Source organism: Pseudomonas sp. (assembly GCF_002796985.1).
In the GTDB taxonomy this organism is placed as follows: domain Bacteria; phylum Pseudomonadota; class Gammaproteobacteria; order Pseudomonadales; family Pseudomonadaceae; genus Pseudomonas.
Genome location: NZ_PEKX01000007.1, coordinates 1,294,542 through 1,311,227, shown reverse-complemented (window position 1 = coordinate 1,311,227; position 16,686 = coordinate 1,294,542). Strand labels below are relative to the sequence as shown.

14 protein-coding genes are annotated in these 16,686 nt (G+C 64.9%); 10 read left to right on the top strand and 4 right to left on the bottom strand.

Translation table 11 applies throughout. The features are described from left to right. Positions 1-62 precede the first annotated feature (62 nt). The gene (guaD, locus tag CTR55_RS11890) at positions 63-1,367 is read left to right on the top strand and encodes a guanine deaminase (protein WP_296286305.1); all 1,305 of its coding nucleotides are present in this window, start codon (positions 63-65) and stop codon (positions 1,365-1,367) included. A gap of 210 nt (positions 1,368-1,577) precedes the next feature. On the opposite strand, the gene CTR55_RS11885 is transcribed toward guaD, so the two are convergent. After that, the gene (locus CTR55_RS11885; protein WP_296286303.1) at positions 1,578-2,000 is read right to left on the bottom strand and encodes a universal stress protein; all 423 of its coding nucleotides are present in this window, start codon (positions 1,998-2,000) and stop codon (positions 1,578-1,580) included. Positions 2,001-2,164: 164 nt separating this feature from the next. Here CTR55_RS11885 and CTR55_RS11880 point away from each other — a divergent pair, with 164 nt between their 5' ends. The 4 genes from CTR55_RS11880 to CTR55_RS11865 all read left to right on the top strand — a co-directional run bounded on the left by CTR55_RS11880 (position 2,165) and on the right by CTR55_RS11865 (position 7,377). After that, on the top strand, positions 2,165-3,088 hold the full coding sequence (locus CTR55_RS11880; RefSeq protein ID WP_296286301.1) for a LysR family transcriptional regulator: 924 nt from the start codon (positions 2,165-2,167) through the stop codon (positions 3,086-3,088). A gap of 163 nt (positions 3,089-3,251) precedes the next feature. After that, positions 3,252-4,832 (top strand): MFS transporter, encoded by a 1,581-nt coding sequence (locus CTR55_RS11875; RefSeq protein WP_296286299.1) that lies wholly within the window; start codon positions 3,252-3,254, stop codon positions 4,830-4,832. An 11-nt stretch (positions 4,833-4,843) separates the two neighbouring features. Next, positions 4,844-5,923, top strand: coding sequence for an HlyD family secretion protein (locus CTR55_RS11870; protein ID WP_296286298.1), 1,080 nt, complete (start codon positions 4,844-4,846; stop codon positions 5,921-5,923). After that, entirely contained in the window at positions 5,920-7,377 is a 1,458-nt protein-coding gene (locus CTR55_RS11865; protein ID WP_296286297.1) for an efflux transporter outer membrane subunit, read from the top strand. Before CTR55_RS11870 ends, CTR55_RS11865 begins: the two co-directional genes overlap by 4 nt. A 153-nt stretch (positions 7,378-7,530) precedes the next feature. Here the strand turns inward: CTR55_RS11865 and CTR55_RS11860 are convergent, their stop codons facing one another. After that, positions 7,531-8,307 carry a GntR family transcriptional regulator gene (locus CTR55_RS11860; RefSeq protein ID WP_296286296.1) on the bottom strand — a complete coding sequence of 259 codons (777 nt, stop codon included), beginning with the start codon at positions 8,305-8,307 and terminating at the stop codon, positions 7,531-7,533. Between the two features lie 395 nt (positions 8,308-8,702). Between CTR55_RS11860 and CTR55_RS11855 the strand changes: the two genes are divergently transcribed. After that, positions 8,703-10,049: an NCS2 family permease gene (locus tag CTR55_RS11855; RefSeq protein ID WP_296286295.1), complete on the top strand. Its 1,347-nt coding sequence runs from the start codon at positions 8,703-8,705 to the stop codon at positions 10,047-10,049. A gap of 101 nt (positions 10,050-10,150) precedes the next feature. Here CTR55_RS11855 and CTR55_RS11850 read toward each other — a convergent pair whose 3' ends face one another. Both CTR55_RS11850 and uraH read right to left on the bottom strand, forming a co-directional pair. Then, on the bottom strand, positions 10,151-11,950 hold the full coding sequence (locus CTR55_RS11850) for an ATP-binding protein (protein ID WP_296286293.1): 1,800 nt from the start codon (positions 11,948-11,950) through the stop codon (positions 10,151-10,153). A 166-nt stretch (positions 11,951-12,116) separates the two neighbouring features. Further along, positions 12,117-12,470 (bottom strand): hydroxyisourate hydrolase, encoded by a 354-nt coding sequence (gene uraH / locus CTR55_RS11845; protein ID WP_296286291.1) that lies wholly within the window; start codon positions 12,468-12,470, stop codon positions 12,117-12,119. Positions 12,471-12,878: 408 nt separating this feature from the next. Between uraH and puuE the strand changes: the two genes are divergently transcribed. The 4 genes from puuE to CTR55_RS11825 all read left to right on the top strand — a co-directional run bounded on the left by puuE (position 12,879) and on the right by CTR55_RS11825 (position 16,268). After that, positions 12,879-13,814, top strand: coding sequence for an allantoinase PuuE (puuE, locus tag CTR55_RS11840; RefSeq protein ID WP_296286289.1), 936 nt, complete (start codon positions 12,879-12,881; stop codon positions 13,812-13,814). Further along, entirely contained in the window at positions 13,811-14,326 is a 516-nt protein-coding gene (gene uraD / locus CTR55_RS11835) for a 2-oxo-4-hydroxy-4-carboxy-5-ureidoimidazoline decarboxylase (RefSeq protein ID WP_054910388.1), read from the top strand. Before puuE ends, uraD begins: the two co-directional genes overlap by 4 nt. Before the next feature lie 68 nt (positions 14,327-14,394). Next, positions 14,395-14,901, top strand: coding sequence for an ureidoglycolate lyase (locus tag CTR55_RS11830; protein ID WP_138214778.1), 507 nt, complete (start codon positions 14,395-14,397; stop codon positions 14,899-14,901). 53 nt (positions 14,902-14,954) lie between these two features. Beyond that, complete coding sequence (locus CTR55_RS11825) at positions 14,955-16,268, top strand: urate hydroxylase PuuD (RefSeq protein ID WP_296286284.1); 1,314 nt, start codon at positions 14,955-14,957, stop codon at positions 16,266-16,268. Positions 16,269-16,686 lie beyond the last annotated feature (418 nt).

The following is a 16,686-nucleotide window of genomic DNA, read 5'->3' as shown; positions in this document are numbered from 1 at the left end:
GAGCGAAGCGATACCCATCGAAAAGCGTCGAAAGACGCGCCAATCCGATTTGCGAGAGATTGATGAGCACTCAAGCCAAAGCCTACCGCGCCAGCATCCTGCACAGCGTCGCCGACCCGGCCGAAGTCGGTGTGGAGAAATCCTACCAGTACTTCGAAGACGGCATCCTGCTGGTGGAAGACGGCAAGGTCGCCCGCGTCGGCCACGCCGCCGAGCTGCTGCCGCAACTGGGCGGCGTCGAAGTGGTTCACTACCACGACGCGCTGATCACCCCCGGCTTCATCGACACCCACATCCACTACCCGCAGACCGGCATGATCGCCTCCTACGGCGAGCAACTGCTGGACTGGCTGAACACCTACACCTTCCCCACCGAGAAGCAGTTCGCCGACCCGGCCCACGCCGCCGATGTCGCCGGCATCTTCCTCAAGGAACTGCTGCGCGCCGGCACCACCACTGCGCTGGTATTCGGCACCGTGCACCCGCAGTCGGTGGACGCGCTGTTTGGCGCCGCCGAGAAGCTCGACCTGCGCCTGATCGCCGGCAAGGTGATGATGGACCGCAACGCGCCGGACTACCTGACCGACACGGCCGAAAGCAGCTACACCGACAGCAAGGCGCTGATCGAGCGCTGGCACGGCAAGGGCCGCCTGCTCTACGCGGTGACCCCGCGCTTCGCCCCGACCAGCACGCCGGAACAGCTGGACGCCGCCGGCCGCCTGCTCAAGGAGCACCCGGGCGTCTATATGCACACACACCTGTCGGAGAACCTCAAGGAAATCGAGTGGGTCAAGGAACTGTTCCCGGAGCGCAAGGGCTACCTGGACGTCTATGACCACCACGGCTTGCTCGGCCCGCGCTCGGTGTTCGCCCACGGCGTGCACCTGTGCGACGGCGAATGCCAGCGCCTGTCGGAAACCGGCTCGGCCGTGGCCTTCTGCCCGACTTCCAACCTGTTCCTGGGCAGCGGCCTGTTCGACCTGGCCAAGCTGGAGAAGCACAAGGTCAAGGTCGGCCTGGGCACCGACGTCGGCGCCGGCACCAGCTTCTCCCAGCTGCAATCGCTGAACGAGGCCTACAAGGTGATGCAGCTGCAGGGCATCAAGCTCGACCCGTTCAAATCGCTGTACCTGGCCACCCTCGGCGGCGCCCGCGCGCTGGAACTGGAGGACAAGGTCGGCAGCTTCGCCCAGGGCAACGAGGCCGACTTCGTGGTCCTCGACTACAAGGCCACCCCGCTGCTGGACTACCGCCTGCAGCAGGCCAAGACCCTGGAGGAGAAACTCTTCGCACTGGTCATCCTCGGCGACGACCGTACCGTGAAGGAAACCTTCGCGCACGGTCGCAACGTGCATCGCCGCGGTTGACCCTTTACGGCTTCGGCGCCGGGTCCTCGCTCAGGACCAACCCGGCGCCGGGGCCGCTTTTCTTTCCGCACCCGCCGGCAATATCGGAATCCGGTAGGGTTCGCGAGCAAGCTCGCTCCTACGAAGAGCGCGCCGGCGTGGACCTGTAGGACCGAGGGGGACGCCTAGTCCTTGCTCGCGAACCGCACGGCACCGAACCCAAAGACGCCCCTATTCCCGCACCTCGACCAGCACCGGACACGGCGCTCGCTCGATCACCCGCTGCCCCACCGATGGGTCCAGCAGTCGTTCGATGCGCCCCAGGTGCCGGTGGCCAATCACGATCAGGTCGCACCCCAGCTTCTCGGCCTCGCGCAGGATCGCCCGCGCCGGATCACCCGCCACCACGGCACCCGACGCAACGCAGGGCTGTAACTGCACCACCGCCTCGTCAACAAGCGCCTGCGCCTGGTGCTGCTCCTGTTCGGCCGGCGGGTACTCCAGCGCGTCCTGGCGCGGCATGGTGAAGGCGCGGTCCACCGCGCAGACCACATGCACCTGCGCCCCATTGCAGCGCGCCAGCTCGCCGGCGGTCGCGATGATGCGCGGCGACTGCGCCGCGCCGTCGATGGCCAGCAGAATCCGCTTGAACATGCCTTTCTCCTTCGTGAAACGAAATCCGCCGCCATTCTTCGGGCCAGGGCGCGGAGCGTAAAGGCACGCAAAACGTAATGGACCATTGCATGAAACGCACGCTTGCCCATCGGGCCCGTCGCAATGGAACATGAATGGCATCGCGCCAACCCTCCGGAGTCGCCATGGCCCTGCCCGATCTCAACCTGCTGGTCGCCCTCAACATCCTGCTGGAAGAAGGCAGCGTGGTCGGCGCCGCGCGGCGCATGCACCTCAGCCCGCCGGCAATGAGCCGCACCCTGTCGCGCATCCGCGAGGCGGTGGGCGACCCGATCATGGTCCGCGCCGGCCGCAACCTGGTCCCCACACCCCGTGCGCTGCAGTTGCGCGAGGAAGTCAGCGACCTGGTGGAACACGCCATGCGCCTGTTCAACGCCAAGGGAAACCTGCGCATGGACCAGCTCGAACGCTGCTTCGTGCTGCGTTCCAACAACGTACTGGTGGGCGGCTTCGCCTCGCGCATGCTCGCGGTGATGAAGGACGAGGCACCGCGCTGCAGCCTGCGCATCGCTCCGGAGGCCGACTTCGACGACGAAGCCCTGCGGCAGAACCGTATCGACCTGTACATCGGCGGCGCTTCCACGCTGGAACCGGAAATCCGCACGCAGACCCTGTTCACCACCAACTTCGTCGGCCTGGCGCGGCGTGACCATCCGATCTTCGACGACGAGATCACCGCCGAGCGCTTCGCCTCGTTTCCTCAGATCAGTGTGTCGCGGCGCGGCAAATCCCGCGGGCCGATCGACGAGGAACTGGCCAACCTCGGGCTGCAACGGGAAATTCGCCTGACCGCGCCGACCTTCCACTCCTCGATCTTCGCCCTGCTGGAGTCCGAGCTGGTGCTGCCCATTCCGGAGCATTCGCTGTGGCGCCTGGATCGCCTGGGCTTCGCCCTGCGCCAGTTCGATATTCCGTTGCCACTCAAGTCGGTGGTGATCATCCAGGCCTGGCACCCGCGCTTCGACAATGACCCGGCGCACAGTTGGCTGCGGCAAACGGTGAAGCGCGTGTGCATCGAATTGCGCGAGAGCTCCGGCCTGCTGAGCTGAACGCGCACAAAGTGCGCTGCGCGCACTAATTAGCTGCAATCATTTCAATTTCCACAGCTATCACCCTTCCCTAGACTCGGTCGCAAATACCCGAGTTGATTCCTATGCCTTGCACAGCACCGCCCAAGGGCGGCGGCATCGGCCATCCCCATGGAGGCCGGCCATGACCGCGCTCGCCCCGATTTCCGCCGCCAGCCCGCAACCCGCGAAACCTGCCGCACCCGTTGCCCAGCCATTCGGCCTGCGCATCGTGGTCGGCATGCTTGGCGTACTGATCGCCTCCCTCAGCGCCGGCCTCAACGAGAAGGTCACCGACCTGGCCATGACCGACGTACGTGGCGCGCTGTCCATCGGCCACGACGAAGGCACCTGGCTGATCGCTCTGTACTCGGCGGCGCAGGTCGCCGCCATGGCCTTCGCGCCCTGGTTCTCGGTCACTGTCTCGCTGCGCCGCTTCACCCTCGGCGCCATCGCCTGTTTCGCTCTGCTCGCGTTGCTCTGCCCCTTCGCGCCGAATGTCGAGACGTTGTACCTGCTGCGCCTGCTGCAGGGGTTCGCCGGCGGCTGCATGCCGCCGATGCTGATGACCGTGGCGCTGCGCTTCCTGCCGCCGGGAATCAAGCTCTATGGCCTGGGCGCCTATGCGCTGACCGCGACCTTTGCGCCGAACCTCGGCATGCCGCTGGCGGCGCTGTGGACCGAGTTCGTCGGCTGGCAGTGGGTGTTCTGGCAGGTCATCCCGCTCTGCGCGGTGGCGCTGGCCGCCGTCGCCTGGGGCATCCCGCAGGACCCGCTGCGCCTGGAGCGCCTGCGCCAATTCGATTACCTCGGCCTGGCCCTCGGCCTGCCGGGCATCCTGATGCTGGTGATGGGCCTGCTGCAGGGTGAGCGCCTGGACTGGTTCGAGTCCGACCTGATCATCCTGCTGGTGGTCGGCGGCGCCGGGCTGCTGGTGGCGTTCTTCGTCAACGAATGGACGCACCCGTTGCCGTTCTTCCGTCTGGACATCCTCAAGCGGCGCAACTTCACCCACTCGCTGATCACCCTGGCCGGCGTACTGGTGGTGCTCGGCGCCTGTGCCGGCGTGCCGGCCTCCTACCTCGCCTCGGCCCACGGCTATCGCCCGCTGCAATCGGCGCCCATGGCCTTGCTGGTGGCGCTGCCGCAGTTGATTTCGCTGCCGCTGGTGGCCGGGCTGTGCAACATCCCGCGGGTGGATTGCCGCTGGGTGCTGGCCATCGGCATCAGCCTGTGCGGCCTCTCGGCCTTTGGCATGAGCCAGCTCACCAGCGAATGGACGCGGGAGAACTTCTACTGGCTGCTGGCGCTGCAGATTGTCGGCCAGCCGATGGCCATCGTGCCGCTGCTGATGTCCGCCACCAGTGTCGTCGCGCCCATCGAAGGGCCGTTCGCCTCAGCCTGGTTCAACAGCGTACGCGGTTTCTCGGCGGTGCTCGGCAGCGCCGTGGTGTCGATCCTGATGACCTGGCGCGAGCACTACCACTCCAATCGCCTGGTCGATCACCTGGGCAATGCCCCGCAAGCCCTTGGCCTGCGCCTGGAGCAGCTGGGCGGCGCCGAGAACATCGGTCGCCTGGCCGGCCAGGTGCGGGGCCAGGCCGGCGTGCTCGCCGCCTCCGACACGCTGCTGGCGATGTCCTGGCTGGCCGCCGCCCTGCTCGTCCTGATCCCCCTGCTGCCGCTGCGGGTCTACCCGCCGCGCCCTGTCATTCCTAATCAATGAAAGGTCTGCCCATGCCGAAACTGAGCTCCCGTCGCGGCAGTCTGGCCCTGGTTGCCGTGCTGCTGCTTGCCCTCGTCGTCTACCTCCTGCTGCGCCTGCTGGGCCCCAGCCGCGAGCAGAGCACCGACGACGCTTACATCCATGCCGACTTCACCCTGGTCGCGCCGAAAATCTCCGGTTTCATCGAGCAAGTGCTGGTGGAAGACAACCAGCCGGTGAAGGCCGGGCAAGTCCTGGCGCGCATCGATGCCCGCGACTATCGCGCCGCGCTGGATGCCGCCGAAGCGGACGTGCTGGCCGCCGAGGCGCGCCATCACCATGTCGCCGCCGACCTCGAACGCCAGCAGGCGGTAATCGCCCAGAGCGCCGCCCAGGTGCAGGCCGACCAGGCCGCGCTGACCTTCGCCTCGCAGGAACTGAACCGCTACCAGCACCTTGCCACCCAGGGCGCCGGCACACTGCAGAACGCCCAGCAGGCACGCTCGCGCGTCGACTCGGCGAAGGCCGTGCTGGACAAGAACAAGGCCGCCGCCCTCGCCGCCCGCAAGCAGCTCGATGTGCTGCTGGCCCAGCAGGCCGAGGCCCTCGGCGCGCTGAAGCGTGGTCAGGCACAACTGCAGCAGGCGCAATTGAACCTGTCATACACCGAGATTCGCGCACCTTTCGACGGCATGGTCGGCCGCCGCGCCGTGCGCGTCGGCGCCTACACCACGCCGGGCAATGCGCTGCTCGCGGTAGTGCCTCTGCAGAACGCCTACGTGGTCGGCAACTTCCAGGAAACCCAGCTGACCGACGTACAGCCCGGCCAGGCCGTGGAGATCAGTATCGACACCTTCCCCGGCGAAAAGCTGCGCGGTCATGTCGACAGCATCGCCCCGGCTACCGGCCTGAGCTTCGCGCCCATCGCCCCGGACAACGCCACCGGCAACTTCACCAAGATCGTCCAGCGCATCCCGGTGAAGATCGTCCTCGACGCCGACCAGCCGCTGCGCGACAGGCTGCGCGTGGGCATGTCGGTGATCGCCCGCATCGACACCGGCAAGCAAGCCGACAAGCACGTCGAAAAAGAACAGAAGGTGGCCGTGCAATGATCGCGGCACGCACGCCCCCACTCCTGGTGCTAGGGAGCATCGCCCTGCTGGCACTCGGCGCCTGCAGCGTCGGCCCGGACTTCCAGCGTCCGGACGATGCCGACGCGGTGGACTGGTCTGCCCGGCGCGGCAACGCACCGAGCCAGACCCTCAACGCGCCGCTGGAAGCGCAGTGGTGGACGCTGCTGGGCGACCCACAGCTCAACGACCTGCAACACCGCGTGACGGATGCCAACCTCGACCTGCGCGAAGCCGACGCGCGCCTGCAGCAGAGCCGGGCGATCCGCCAGGCGCTGGGCGGCGATGCCGTGCCCAACGTCGGCGCGGACCTGGGCTACCAGCGCAAGCGCAACAGCGAAGTGGGCCTGAGCGACCCGTCCGGCAAAGCCGGCACGGACAATTTCAACCAACTCGACGGCGGCTTCGACCTGTCGTGGGAGCTGGACTTCTGGGGCCGTGTGCGTCGCGAGCTGGAAGTTGCCGACGCCAATGTCCAGGCCACCGAGGAAAACCGCCGCGACGTGCTGGTCTCGGTGCTCGCCGAGACCGCGCGCAATTACCTGCAACTGCGCGCCGAACAGGACCTGGAAGCCATCATTCGCGGCAATCTGGAGATCGCCCAGCGCAGCCTGGAGCTGACCCGCCTGCGCCGCGCCGATGGCGTCGCCACCGAGCTGGACGTAGCCGAGGCGCTGACCCAGGTCGCCAGCATCGAAGCGCGCCTGCCCGACACCCAGAAGCGCCAGGCGCGGCTGATCAACGCCCTGGGCTACCTGCTCGGCGAAGCGCCCGGCGCGCTGCAGGCCGAACTCGCCCAGGCCAAACCCGTACCGCAGCCTCCGCGTGGCGTGCCAGTCGGGCTGCCCTCGGAACTGGCCCAGCGCCGCCCGGACATCCGCCGCGCCGAAGCCGCGCTGCACGCCGCCACCGCCAGCATCGGCGTGGCCAAGGCGGACTTCTACCCCCGTATCAGCCTCAACGGCAGCTTCGGTTTCCAGGCGCTGCAGCTGTCCAATTTCGGCGACTGGAACAGCCGCACCTTCGGCATCGGCCCGAGCCTGTCGCTGCCGATCTTCGAGGGAGGCCGCCTGAAGGGCATGCTCGCCCTGCGCGAAGCGCAGCAGCAGGAATCGGCCATCGCCTACCGCCGCACCGTGCTCAACGCCTGGCGGGAAGTGGACGACGCGCTCACCGACTACGCCGCCGACCAGCGCCGCCTGACGAGCCTCGATACAGCTGCCGAGCATGGCCGCACCGCACTGGCCAACGCCCGCGAGCAGTACAAGGCGGGCGCCGTGGACTTCCTCAACGTGCTCAGTGCCCAGCGCGAATTGCTGGCTACCGAAGAACAGCAGGTGCGGGGCCGCGAAGCCGTGGCCACCACGCTGGTGCTGCTCTACAAGTCCCTCGGCGGGGGCTGGCAGCAAGGCCAGGAAACCGCGCAGAACCTGTAGGAGCGAGGGGGCGCCCAGTTTTTGCTCGCGAACGCACGGCACCATTGGGTATCGGCGTGAATCAGGTTCGCGAGCAAGCTCGCTCCTACGGAGATCTGTCCGTGCCGAAACGAAAAAGCCCCGCATCGGCGGGGCTTTTTTCTGGCTCGGCGATCAGGCTGCCGAGTCGGCGTCAGCCTTGCTGCGGCGCGGCTTCTTCTTGCTGCCCAGCAGGTGCGAGAACACTGCGTGCAGGTCGCCGGAGGCGCCGTCCACGTCCAGGTTCAGCTTGTCGTCGATGTGCGCCATGTGGTGCATCATCAGTGTCACGGCCTTTTCCTTGTCGCCCTTCTCGATGGCGTCGAGGATCTCGTTGTGCTCGTCGAAGGAGCAGTGCGAGCGACCGCCGCTTTCATACTGGGCGATGATCAGCGAGGTCTGCGACACCAGGCTGCGCTGGAAAACCACCAGCGGCGCGTTCTTCGCCATCTCGGCGAGTTTCAGGTGGAATTCGCCGGAGAGGCGGATGCCGGCGCCACGGTCGCCACGGGCGAAGCTGGATTGCTCCTGTTTCACCATCTCGCGCAGTTCGGCGAGGATGTCGCCGCTGGCGTTGTCCACGGCCAACTCGGTGATCGCGCGCTCGACGGTGCGGCGGGCGAAGAGGATCTGCCGGGCTTCATCGATGCTCGGGCTAGCGACCACGGCGCCACGGTTCGGGCGCAGCAGCACGACCTGTTCGTGGGCCAGGCGCGACAGCGCACGGCGGATGATGGTGCGGCTGACGCCGAAGATTTCGCCGAGGGCTTCTTCGCTCAGCTTGGTGCCGGGCGCCAGGCGCTGCTCGAGGATGGCGTCGAAAATGTGCGCGTAGACGATCTCGTCCTGAGTGCCGCTGCGGGCCTTGCCATTGCGCGGCTGCTTCCTGATCTGTTGCAACTGGTCGGTCATCGGAGTCGAACCCTGCTCAGCCGGGTTGAACCGGCGCGAAATCCGTGGGGACTGGGGTAGAGCTGGCCGCGGGCCAGGCATGGGGCACAGTGTACACAAAGTGGCCACCATCGTGCAGCCGTCACGAATGACTCCCCATCCGCGCCAAAGCCGCACGATGAGGAAACAGGGAGAAGATCAGCCAGCGACCATTCCGAGCCTTTGCTTGTAAAAATCTTTCAGAAAGTCACCAAACATTATTTGAACTTTTTGTACACAACTGCATAATCGCGGCGTGACTTCCTGACCCAAAGGTCAACATTCACACCCTCACAACTCTTTCCGTTAGCGCAAGGGACGCAGGTGAACCAGCCAACGGCAAGGGACCAACAACAAGAGCGTTGAGGAGTACCGCTGTGGAAAGCACCAAACAAGAACAACAAACCTTTGCAACCAGCCCGCCTGCTACCGGCCTGCTCGAACGCCTGTTCAAGCTCAGCCAGCACGGCACCACCGTGAAGACCGAACTCGCCGCGGGTCTCACGACCTTCATCACCATGGCGTACATCATCTTCGTCAATCCCAACATCATGGCCGACGCCGGCATCGATCACGGCGCCGCCTTCGTCGCGACTTGCCTTGCCGCGGCGCTGGGCTGCTTCCTGATGGGCCTGTACGCCAACTGGCCAGTAGGCCTGGCCCCGGGCATGGGCCTCAACGCCTTCTTCACCTACACCGTGGTCAAGACCATGAACTACAGCTGGGAGATCGCGCTGGGCGCGGTGTTCATCTCCGGCATCGCCTTCATGATCCTGACCTTCTCGCGCATTCGTGAATGGTTGCTCAACAGCATTCCGGTGAGCCTGCGCTTCGCCATGGGCGCCGGCGTCGGCCTGTTCCTCGGGCTGATCGGCCTGAAGACTGCCGGCATCGTGGTCGCCAGCCCGGCCACCCTGGTGCACCTGGGTGACCTGACCAGCCCCGGCCCGCTGCTGGCGGCGATCTGCTTCCTGATGATCGCGGTACTGGAATACCGCCGCGTGTTCGGCGGCATTCTGATCAGCATCCTCACCGTCACCGTGGCCGGCATCGCCCTGGGCATCGTCCAGTTCGGCGGCGTGTTCTCCATGCCACCGAGCCTGGCGCCGACCTTCATGGCCATGGACATCAGCGGCGCGTTCAACGTGACCATGATCAGCGTGATCCTGGCCTTCCTCTTCGTGCACATGTTCGACACCGCCGGCACCCTGATGGGCGTCGCCCAGCGCGCGCACCTGGTGCGTGAAGACGGCCGCATCGAGAATCTGTCGAAAGCGATGAAGGCCGACAGCACCTCCAGCGCCTTCGGTGCCGTGCTCGGCGTACCGCCGGTGACCAGCTACGTGGAAAGCGCTGCGGGTGTTGCCGCGGGTGGCCGTACCGGCCTGACCGCCGTGGTGGTGGGCGTGCTGTTCGTCGCCGCGATGTTCTTCGCTCCGCTGGCCGGCATGATCCCCGCCTACGCCACCGCCGGCGCGCTGATCTACGTCGCCATGCTGATGATGGGCGGCATGGCCCACATCGACTGGAACGAGCACACCGAGACCATCCCGGCCATCGTCACCGTGATCATGATGCCGCTGACCTTCTCGGTCGCCGACGGCATCGCCATGGGCTTCGTGACCTACGTAGCGATGAAGGTCTTCACCGGCCGTCACAAGGACGTGACCATCAGCCTGTATGCGCTGTGCGCGATCTTCGTGGCCAAGTTCATCTTCCTCTGAGCCATTCCAGCGCACGATGAAAAAGGCCCCGGCGAATGCCGGGGCCTTTTGCGTTCAGTCGAAGGATCTCGCCGGGGCAGGTTTACCGCCAGCGCATGACTTCACGCCTCGACGCCAGGCAGCAGCAGCCTGACGCTGAACTCGGTCCCTGCGCCAAGACGGCTGCTCAACCCCAGGGAACCGCCCATCAGCCCCACCAATGCACGCGTGAGCGCCAGCCCCAGGCCTGTGCCGCCATGGCGGATGCGCTCAGCATCCAGCGGCAGCGCAAAGGGCTCGAAGGCTTCGTCCTGCTCCTGCTCGGTCATGCCAACGCCGCTGTCGGCGATATCGATCTGCACCTCGACCATCCCCTGTCCCGTCCCTCTGGCCAGTAAGCGCACGCGTACCGAGCCCTGGTCGGTGAACTTCAAGGCATTGCTCAACAGGTTGTGCACCACCTGCCGCAAACGTGGCGCGTCACACCAGACACGGGGGTTGAGCGCCAGGATGAAATCGACCTCCAGCGCCACGCCCTTGCCCTGCGCGGTCGCCTGTATCAGTTCCAGTTGGCGCTCGATCAGCGCACGCAGGTCCGTCTCTTCCGGCACCAGCGCCAGCCGGCCGGTCTTCACCCGATTGAGCAGCGAGATATCTTCCAGCAAGCCCAGCAGATTACCCGCCATGGAATGCGCGACCTGCAGAGGCTCGCGGCGGCGCTCGGGGTCTTCCTGGTTCAGTGCAAGACCGATCATCGCGATGATGTTCTGCAACGGCCCCTGCAACTCACCGCTCATGCCATAAAGGAATTGGCTCTTGCCACGACTGACCGACTCGATCCGGGCGTTGGTGCTGCGCAGGTTTCGCAGCAGGTCGTCACGATGCGTGACATCGATCGCACCGGTGATCGCCCCGACCAGCCGGTCCTGGGCATCCCGATAAGGTCGCGCCCAGAAATGCACGACCCTGCGCTGATACTGAGCCGAATGAAACTCGACATCCGAATCGATGGGGGTACCACTGGCGATAGCAGCCAGGACCTTTTCCCCCAGAAAACGCCCCTCGTCATCGCTGGCGAAGATGCCCAGGTCGGCCAGGAGATGACCGATCATCTCCTCCCTTGTCTTGCCCCACGCAAGATGGGCCGATTCGTTGCAGTACAGGATGCGGCCATCCATCCCCCGGAAACTGACCGGATAGGGAATCGCTTCGAGCATGTTGCGCAGCAGCCCCAGTTCACGGCGCTGCTCGTCGTCCAGTTCATGCTCCGCGGTCTCCAGCCCTTCGCGGGCGCCCCCCTCCACCAAACCATGGCGACGGGCGATATCGATCAGTTCCACCAGCGACTTGGCATGCAGCTTCTGCATCAGCCGCACCTTGTAGGTACTCACCGTCTTGTCGCTGATCGCCAGTTGATCGGCGATGGCGATATTGCTCAGGCCGCGGGCCAATAGCTGCAGGACACTGAGCTCCCGAACCGACAGCCCCTTGAGCAACTCCCCCTGACCAGCCTCTTCCGCGGCGCTGACACTGCCCAGTGCATGGGCCGGAAAATAACTGTGCCCCTGGGCGATGGCTCGCACCGCCTCGCGCACCGCCTGTGGATTCTCCTGCTTGCTGACGAAGCCCGCAGCGCCGGCAGTCAGGCAGCGCCCGGCGAAGTATTCGGAATCCTGCGAGGTGAGCACCAGCACCTTCACCGGCGACTCTTGTGCCACCAGCCGCTGCAAGACTTCCAGCCCGCCCAGGCGCGGAATCGACAACTCGAGGATCATCAGGTCCGGCTTGCACACGCGCACCTGATGCAACGCGTCAGGCCCGTTGTCCGCCTCGCCGACCACCTCATGCCGATCCGCCTCCATCATCAGCCGCAACGCGTGACGGGTCACCGGTTGTTCATCGACGATCAGAATCCTGCTCATACCATCCCTCGAAACAGATTTTCCCTCACTCCTTCTAGCCCAATTACGCCCATCCCGCCCGCGATTCCTAAGCACTTCCCTGAGCGACAGGCAAAAAAAAGCCCGCAGTGTGGGCGGGCTGAGGAAGACTCCACGAAGAGTCAGGGGGAAGACCTACGGGCGGGGACTAGCTGCCGCGGTAGGTGGAATAGCTGTAGGGGGAAATCAGCAGTGGTACGTGGTAGTGGTCGCTTTCCGAGGCAACACCGAAGCGCAGCACGACCTGGTCGAGGAAGGCCGGCTGGGGCAGCTCGACACCACGGGCGCGGTAGTAGTCACCAGCATTGAACAGCAACTGGTAAACGCCGGCGCGCATGTCCTCGCCCTGCAGCAGCGGCTCATCGCAGCGGCCGTCATCGTTGGTCACGCGGGTGGTGATCAGTTCCAGCTGCTGGCCTTCGACGCGGTACAGCTCGATCTTGATGCCGTGGCCGGGGCAGCCGTGGGCGGAATCCAGTACGTGAGTGGTCAGGCGTCCCATGGGCTTAACGGTGTCCTGCGGCGGAGCCGGCCGACACCTTCCTCCTCTGTCTTGTTGATACGGATGAGCGAGTCGCCATCAAGGCAACCCGCCGGTGCGTTTGGTTGAAGCGAATATACCCAGCGGCGCGCTTAATTGTATACAAAAAACTAATTCAACTCGCTAAAAAGCACTTGCAGCACCTCCCGCAACCCTCACGCATAACCGCTCGAAAAGCCGGAAAGCCCGTGTCAGAACAGGGCTCGCTGTGCACCCAGCCTCCATCGACCGGTGGCGAGCGGAATGAAACGACCGTTGCGCAGATTGTATTTACAGACCGCCCTACATTTTGTATACAATGCACCCATCACGGCGACGCCCGGTCCACCGACTCAGCGCCGACCGCCAACCACAAGAAGGAACACTGCAGTGAGCGCTGACTACCCACGCGACCTGATCGGTTACGGCAATAACATTCCTCATCCGCACTGGCCGAACGATGCCCGCATCGCCCTGTCCTTCGTCCTCAACTACGAGGAAGGTGGCGAGCGCAACATCCTCCACGGTGATGCCGAATCCGAAGCCTTCCTGTCCGAGATGGTCGCCGCCCAACCGCTCAAGGGCGCGCGCAACATGTGCATGGAGTCGCTGTACGAGTACGGCAGCCGTGCCGGCGTCTGGCGCCTGCTCAAACTGTTCCGCAAGCACGACCTGCCGCTGACCGTATTCGCCGTGGCCATGGCCGCCCAGCGCCACCCCGAGGCGATCCGCCAGATGGTCGCCGACGGCCACGAGATCTGCAGCCACGGCTACCGCTGGATCGACTACCAGTACATGGACCCGGAACAGGAGCGCGAGCACATGTTCGAGGCCGTGCGCATCCTCACCGAGCTGACCGGCCAGCGCCCGCAGGGCTGGTACACCGGCCGCCTGGGCCCGAACACCCGGCGCATCGTCCGCGAAGACGGCAACTTCCTCTACGATTCCGACACCTACGACGACGACCTGCCCTACTGGGACCCGGCGAGCACCGCCGAGAAGCCGCACCTGGTGATCCCTTACACCCTGGACACCAACGACATGCGTTTCACCCAGGTGCAGGGCTTCAACAAGGGCGACGACTTCTTCGAATACCTGAAAGATGCCTTCGACGTGCTCTACGCCGAGGGTGCCGAGGGCGCGCCGAAGATGCTCTCCATTGGCATGCACTGCCGCCTGCTCGGCCGTCCGGCGCGTATGGCCTCGCTGGAGCGTTTCATCCAGTACGTTAAGGGTCACGAAAAGGTGTGGATCGCCCGCCGCGTCGACATCGCCAAACACTGGCACGAGAACCACCCGTTCCAAGCGCAGGAGAACAAGGCATGAGCCGTTTCCAGACCCTGACCCCGGCCAGCCTCGACCGCGCCGCCTTCGTCGCCGCGTTCGCCGACATCTACGAGCACTCGCCGTGGGTCGCCGAAAAAGCCTATGACCTGGGCGTCGACGACAGCCTGAACGACATCGAGTTGCTGCAGCAGCGCATGGCCGACATCCTTCTGTCCGCCAGCCACGACGCGCAACTGGCGCTGATCAACGCGCACCCGGACCTCGCTGGCAAAGCCGCCGTGCGCGGCGAGCTGACCGCCTCCAGCACCGCCGAACAGGCCGGCGCCGGCATCCAGGACTGCACCGCCGAGGAGTTCGCTCGCTTCACCGAACTCAACGACGCCTACAAGGCCAAGTTCGGCTTCCCCTTCATCAAGGCAGTGAAGGGCAGCAACCGTCACCAGATCCTGGCGGCGTTCGAAGAGCGCATCCATAACACGCCGGAGCAGGAGTTCCAGACCGCCCTGGCGGAGATCAACAAGATTGCGATGTTCCGCCTGCAGCAGCTCTGAGCGAGCGGACCTTCACTCCCCTCCCGAGCGGAGGGGATTACTGCGAACAACGAAAAAGAAGACCAGCCATGCGCACCCTGAAGATCGAGCCGTTGACCAAGGAAGCTTTCGCACCGTTCGGTGATGTCATCGAGACCGAAGGCAGTGACTTCTTCATGATCAACAACGGCTCCACCCGCCGTTATCACAAGCTCGCCACCGTCGAAACGGCGCAGCCCGATGACAAGGCAATCATCAGCATCTTCAGCGCAGAGTCTCTGGAGATGCCGTTGCGCATCCGCATGCTGGAGCGCCATCCGCAGGGCAGCCAGGCTTTCATCCCGCTGCTCGGCAATCAATTTCTGATCGTGGTCGCGCCAGTTGGCGACGTACCTGTATCGGGTCTCGCCCGCGCTTTCCTGTCCAACGGCAAGCAGGGCGTCAATTACCACCGCGGCGTCTGGCACCACCCGGTGCTGACGATCGAAAAGCGGGATGACTTCCTGGTGGTCGATCGCAGCGGTTCTGGCAACAACTGCGACGAGCATTTCTTCACCGAGGACGAACAGCTCCTCCTCGACCCCCAAGCGAACTAATAAGAGAGGCCCGCACACCGCGACGGCGGTCTCCGGGCAAGAGGTAAAAAACTGTGGAAGCACATCTCATCGAATGGCTGAACCTGCTGGTCCGCTGGATCCACATGATCGTGGGTATCGCGTGGATCGGCGCCTCGTTCTACTTCGTCTGGCTGGAAAACAACCTCAACCGCGCCAACCCGCGCGAGGGGCTTTCCGGTGACCTCTGGGCGATCCATGGTGGCGGTATCTACCACCTGGAGAAGTACAAGCTCGCCCCGCCGAAAATGCCGGACAACCTGCACTGGTTCAAGTGGGAGGCCTACTCCACGTGGCTGTCGGGCGTCTGCCTGCTGACCATCGTGTTCTACCTGAACCCGACCCTGTACCTGATCGCCCCGGGCAGCGACCTGGCTCCGGCCGCCGCCGTGGCCATCGGCATCGGCTCGCTGATCGCCGGCTGGTTCGTCTACAGCACCCTGTGCGACTCCCCGCTGGGCAAAAAGCCCGCCCTGCTCGGCGCTATCCTGTTCGGCCTGCTGGTACTCGCCGCCTACCTGCTCAGCCAGGTGTTCAGCGGTCGCGGTGCCTACCTGCACGTCGGCGCCATCATCGGCACCATCATGGTGGGCAACGTGTTCCGCGTGATCATGCCGGCCCAGCGCGCACTGGTTAAGGCCATCGAGGAAGGTCGCGAGCCCGATCCGGTGCTGCCGGCCAAAGGCCTGCTGCGTTCGCGCCACAACAACTACTTCACCCTGCCGGTCCTGTTCATCATGATCAGCAACCACTTCCCGAGCACCTACGGCAGCCACTACAACTGGCTGATCCTGACCGGTATCGCGGCACTGGCGGTGATCGTGCGTCACTACTTCAACACCCGCCACAATGGCAACGGCATGGCCTGGGCGCTGCCCGCCGGCGCTGTCGGCATGATCGCCCTGGCCTTCGTCACCGGCCCGAACCTGCCGACCAGTGACACCAGCGCTCAAGCCGCCAAGGTGGAGTACCAGCCACTGCCGGAAACCGCCATCGGCGGAAAGACTCCGGCCGAGCGTGCCAAGGCAGCGGAAGCCGCCGCTGCACAACAGGCTCCGGCCCAGACATCAGCGGCTGCGGGCTCCGGTGAAGGCTTCAACGAGGTTCACCACGTCATCCAGGAGCGCTGCGCGGTGTGCCACTCCGCCAAGCCGACCAGCAACCTGTTCAGCACCGCGCCGGCTGGCGTGATGTTCGACACCCCGCAGCAGATCCAGCAGCTCGCCCCGCGCATTCAGGCGCAGGCGGTGGCCTCGCAGGTGATGCCGCTGGGCAACATCACCCAGATGACCCCGGAAGAGCGCAAGCTCGTCGGCGACTGGATATCCAGGGGCGCCCAGGTTAATTGAGCCTGCGGCACGGCCGAGAGAACCGCACCTTCGGGTGCGGTTTTTTTATGCCTGAACGGTCCTGCCCCGCCTTGGCTTCGGCGCACGCCATGGCCGATCGCGGACAGAGTCCGCTCCTACGCCAGGGTTGGCATTCGCGTAGGAGCGGACTCTGTCCGCGATTGCTTCCCGCCGGCACCAATGCCCGCAGAAACAAAGAATGTAGTCCACTCGACCAATGGCTACAGAAATCGCAAAACCAGGAAATACGCGGCCTAGAGCCCTACAGCACCACCGAGACAAAACGTGACCGACAAGTTGTATACAAAAATCGATTGAACGTAATACACATCGCGTTTATAAAGTCCCGCACCGCTTCACCCGCTCGGCCCCGGGGGTGAGACCGGCCAGTACTTCCCGGTTGTCGCACCCGTCCGAC

Bases quoted from the DNA above. Each gene is read 5' to 3' on its own strand.
- CTR55_RS11860 (WP_296286296.1), bottom strand. From the start codon at position 8,307: ATGACCGACCAGTTGCAACAGATCAGGAAGCAGCCGCGCAATGGCAAG.
- CTR55_RS11850 (WP_296286293.1), bottom strand. From the start codon at position 11,950: ATGAGCAGGATTCTGATCGTCGATGAACAACCGGTGACCCGTCACGCG.
- CTR55_RS11885 (WP_296286303.1), bottom strand. From the start codon at position 2,000: ATGTTCAAGCGGATTCTGCTGGCCATCGACGGCGCGGCGCAGTCGCCG.
- CTR55_RS11880 (WP_296286301.1), top strand. From the start codon at position 2,165: ATGGCCCTGCCCGATCTCAACCTGCTGGTCGCCCTCAACATCCTGCTG.
- CTR55_RS11875 (WP_296286299.1), top strand. From the start codon at position 3,252: ATGACCGCGCTCGCCCCGATTTCCGCCGCCAGCCCGCAACCCGCGAAA.
- guaD (WP_296286305.1), top strand. From the start codon at position 63: ATGAGCACTCAAGCCAAAGCCTACCGCGCCAGCATCCTGCACAGCGTC.
- uraD (WP_054910388.1), top strand. From the start codon at position 13,811: ATGAGCCGTTTCCAGACCCTGACCCCGGCCAGCCTCGACCGCGCCGCC.
- CTR55_RS11870 (WP_296286298.1), top strand. From the start codon at position 4,844: ATGCCGAAACTGAGCTCCCGTCGCGGCAGTCTGGCCCTGGTTGCCGTG.
- CTR55_RS11830 (WP_138214778.1), top strand. From the start codon at position 14,395: ATGCGCACCCTGAAGATCGAGCCGTTGACCAAGGAAGCTTTCGCACCG.
- CTR55_RS11865 (WP_296286297.1), top strand. From the start codon at position 5,920: ATGATCGCGGCACGCACGCCCCCACTCCTGGTGCTAGGGAGCATCGCC.
- uraH (WP_296286291.1), bottom strand. From the start codon at position 12,470: ATGGGACGCCTGACCACTCACGTACTGGATTCCGCCCACGGCTGCCCC.